The following is a 4,077-nucleotide window of genomic DNA, read 5'->3' as shown; positions in this document are numbered from 1 at the left end:
GACTTCACCGGAACCTAAAAGAAAAAGTAAATGCTTCGCTCTGCGCTCAATTTGTACAATTCGATTGCCGGTCAGCTTCTGGATGAAGCGCTCGGGATCCACATTCAAAGATTTGGGACGCGTAACTTCCGCCCCTGTAATTGGCGAGTTTTGGACGAGTCTYGTTAACTGCTGGCGATATGTCTCCATCTCAGGAAGCTCGGGCATGACAAATTCTCCTTGCCTTTTTCTACCTTGTATATCCAAATGATAGGGAAAGTAAACGGCTGCGAGCAAGACTTAGATCAATCCTTCGCTCGCGTATGTCGGCTTTATCTTGCGAGTTTTGCTTTTCCTTGTTGGCTCAGCATGCCTTGGGAGGGAACCTTCACGGACCGCTGTGTTCTCGGTTTTCCTTACTTTATTTTTTAAGCGGCTGATGCGCTTCTCTAATGCTTCCTCAATCTCATTCTGCTTCCGATCGCCACGGTGCAAGGAGCGCCTGCGCCATAGCTTGGCCCAAGCCTCCTCCGCATAAAAAATTGCTTGAGCCAAATTCCTCTCCCGATGCTCATAGTACATGGCCAGCTCCAAATAAGGCTCTAATTGCAACGCGAGGCTTGCATTCTTGATAAGAATCCAGCGTTTCCACAGATCAACGGCACGGGAATACTCACCTTTTTTCTTGTAAAAGGCAGCTAGTTGGAGAATAGCCGATTCATGTTCCGTTGAATTTGCGGGTTTTGGATCATTCATTAATCTCGAAAATAAGTCTTCAAAGAACGTCTCTGCACGTGAAGAACGATCCATTTTATCTAGCCAAAGACCTGTGCGATACAGTTCTTCCAATTCAATTTCGGGGTACAGTGTGGTGTTCTCTGCGACTACAGATTCACCTTCAAGCTCTGTAGTCGCAGATGATGTTATCGGTTCTATTTCCCCGCTTAGCAGCTTGGAAAAATGGATCGCCAGAGCTGCCAATGTGACAATATCATGCTCATTATGAACGAACACGCCTTGCAGGACAGATGGATTCTTCTCTGCCAAGTATTGAAAATAAAGGGCAGGCGCCATGGAGCCAGGAACATCATCCACGCGCTCAAAACCTAGTCGGCTCTCCTCGACCTTGCTCAAACGGCATGAGGGCAGCGTATTCCGCCATAAGCTTCTGGAAGGGTACAGCAAATCTAATTGTAGAAGCTTCGAATCGTCGAGCTTGAGCCGATTAAGCACATAGCGATTCTTCAAGATAGGCCAATCGAATGTCCTACCGTTGTAGGAAACTATATGAGTGAAGCGGTCGAGCAGCTCTTGCAAATACACAAGCATGGCCTGCTCTTCCGCTGGATTGCGAATCAAAAGCTGTTCCACCGTAAACAGCTCATCGGTGTAATAGCCGATGCCGACCATGAACGGCACGTTGCCCGCGCCGACACCGAGTCCCGTCGTCTCGGTGTCAAAGAAAAGCAACGCGTCATGCCGAACGGCAGCGTCGCGGTCGTGAAAGCAGACCAGCTGCTGCGCGCAATCGGCCAGCTCCCGCAGCCGATACTTGCCGTGCACGCTGTCTGTGCCGTACACCCGGCGCCGCATGACGAACGAGCCTGCCGGGCTCGTCTCGATATGGGCGCCGAGCTGTGCCCATTCGTCGTCTGCCGCAGGCACGGACGGCGGAGCGCTCTGCGCAGCCCCGGGTCCCCGCAGGCGGCCAAGCCTTTCGCGGAGCCCGCTCATCGGGCACCGCCATCCAGCTGCGCCAGCAGCTCCAGGGCGAGCTTCTTCCCTAGCAAGCCCACTTCTTCGATCGGCCCGACGCAGGCCGGACAGCCACTAATGCAGCCGCAGTTACGGATAAGGTCGCGCGCTTGATCCATGAGCTGACCATGCACCTCATAAAGCCGGTCACTTAATCCTACGCCGCCCGGGTACCGGTCATAGAAAAACACCGTCGGCAGCTTGTTATGCACCGCCTTAACCTGCGGGACAACTCTTATATCCATCGGATCGCACATCAAATAAAGCGGCGCAAGATGAGATAGGACATTCGCGATACCTAGCAGTGCATACTGCATGTCATTGGCTGAACGGCCTGCTGCCATTTCTTCGTCAAAGGTGAACCAGTAAGAACTGGTATGCAGCTCCTCTTCCGGTAACCGGATAGGACCAGAGCCTATGTTCTCGTGTGTCCTTAGCCGGATTTTCTTGAAAATTGTAGGCTGGGCATTCACCGTAACCTCTCCTAGCTGGCGCAGCAATCCGCCGCTCCGCCCTTCACGGTTCACATGCAGCACTTTCAGCTGCACCGCCAAGCTGGCATCCGTGAAATAGTCCACGTCCACTTGACGGACGAACGCTTTCTTCTCTTCATAATCCAGTTTCTCTACTTGAAACTGGACGCCTTCATGGATATAAATCGCCTCTTCGTGAATCAGGGTCGGCGCGCTGAAACGATCACATTCCCCAATCACGCGATTCGCATTGGTCATATCGATAATAATGAAATTTTCTTGTGCCGCAGACCGCAAGGAAATGTTATGTGCTGGAAATGATTGCTCCATCCAGTACCAACGGTCATTCACCTGATGAAGCACCTGCTCTTCTGTTAAATACTCCAGAACGTCTGTCAGCGACTCATCGCCAAACTTCTCATTCGCTTCAAAAGGAAGCTCATAAGCAGCACACTTCACATGATCCACGAGGATGATCAAATTGTCAGGATGAATACGCGCCTGCTCTGGCGCGGGAGATACCCGCCGCGATAGCCGCGGATCGATTTGCTGCCCAGCTCGTGGGTCACGAGCTCCTGCAGATAGGTCAGCAAAATCTCCACGCGCACGCGGCTTCTTGCAAAAACAATCGTCTGGATTCCGCTTCGCAGCAGCGTGCCTGCCAGCTTGCGCGTCTCCAAGACGGAGCTTCTACGAATCCCCAGCTGCTGGTTCACCACTGGCGGATTGTAAAAAACAAAGTGCTTCTCGCCTGCCGGCGCTCCGTTATTGTCGATTAGCGCTACGCTTTCGCCAATAAGTCGCTCCGCATGCTCCTTCGGATTRTCAATCGTCGCTGATGCGCAAATAAATTGCGGCTTCGAGCCATAGAATCGGCAAATSCGTTTCAGCCTGCGAATCACATTGGCTACATGACTGCCAAACACACCGCGATAGGAATGCACCTCATCAATCACAATGTAATTCAAGTTCTCAAATAGCTTCACCCACTTGGTATGGTGAGGAAGTATCGCCGAATGCAGCATATCCGGATTCGTCACAACAATATGTCCCGCATTCCGGATTGCTTGTCTAACCGTTGGTGGTGTATCACCATCATAAGTATGAGTTTTGATATCTACTTCCATGAAATCTACCATTTCCTGCAGTTCGGCAACCTGATCTTGTGCCAATGCCTTCGTAGGGAATAAATAAAGCGCACGGGAAGCATCGTTCTCCAAAATCTTCTGCAAAACCGGCAGATTGTAGCAGAGCGTTTTGCCTGATGCCGTCGGCGTCACTGTGACCACATGATGTCCAGCCGTTACCTGACGGAATGACTCTGCTTGATGCGTATATAACTGGTTAATATGCTTATGTTGAAGCGCAACCCGAATACCCTCGTGCAATCCCACTGGAAAATCAGCCAGCTTCGGATCACGCGGGGGTATGGTGTGCCAATATGTAACTTGCGACATGATGTCTTGTTGCTTGCGCAGCCAATCGATCATTTCGTTCATGGAAGAAACCTTGCCTGTTAAAGGATTCATACGTCGAATCTCCTTACCAATATCGTTTCTTCCATTTTACAGAATATACGTTCGTATGTCTACATGAGATCGGATGAATCATCGTAATCATACCGAATCCCTTCGTGATCAGCTATCGCAACGGGGGCGTTGACTTGAAAGGCTTGGATAGCACTTTCTTGCATTTTCAACAAAACTTCCTGATAATCTCTAGAACGGTGCTCTTCCAAATCATGTTTCATCGCAGTTCTCAAAGCTCTTTCAATGATCACAACATCATGACTAGTAAAATTCACGGTTCCTCGCACCTCTCTCGGTACTTTATTTCACAATTTCTAGCTTTGCCATAATAGAGATAACAC

3 protein-coding genes and 1 pseudogene are annotated in these 4,077 nt (G+C 50.3%); all 4 read right to left on the bottom strand.

Annotation, left to right across the window (positions count from 1 at the left end; all coding sequences use genetic code 11):
* On the bottom strand, positions 1 to 207 hold a 207-nt coding region (locus AC1DUA_RS31935; RefSeq protein ID WP_477503566.1), incomplete at its 3' end, for a DNA-formamidopyrimidine glycosylase family protein.
* A gap of 72 nt (positions 208 to 279) precedes the next feature.
* On the bottom strand, positions 280 to 1,713 hold the full coding sequence (locus AC1DUA_RS31930; protein ID WP_477503565.1) for a ribonuclease H-like domain-containing protein: 1,434 nt from the start codon (positions 1,711 to 1,713) through the stop codon (positions 280 to 282).
* Positions 1,710 to 3,736, bottom strand: a pseudogene (locus AC1DUA_RS31925) (DEAD/DEAH box helicase). The gene AC1DUA_RS31930 and the pseudogene AC1DUA_RS31925 overlap by 4 nt, the downstream one beginning before the upstream one ends.
* Positions 3,737 to 3,795: 59 nt before the next feature.
* Positions 3,796 to 4,011, bottom strand: a complete 216-nt coding sequence (locus AC1DUA_RS31920; protein ID WP_202556835.1) for a hypothetical protein — start codon at positions 4,009 to 4,011, stop codon at positions 3,796 to 3,798.
* Between the last annotated feature and the right edge of the window lie 66 nt (positions 4,012 to 4,077).

This window comes from Paenibacillus sp. 01T422 (assembly GCF_056398785.1).
The sequence above is the reverse complement of the archived record's forward strand: the minus strand, read 5'-3'. Positions and strand labels throughout refer to the sequence as shown.

What these genes read in the sequence shown, in the direction of transcription:
- AC1DUA_RS31930 (WP_477503565.1), bottom strand. Translation starts at nt 1,713, where the DNA reads ATGAGCGGGCTCCGCGAAAGGCTTGGCCGCCTGCGGGGACCCGGGGCT.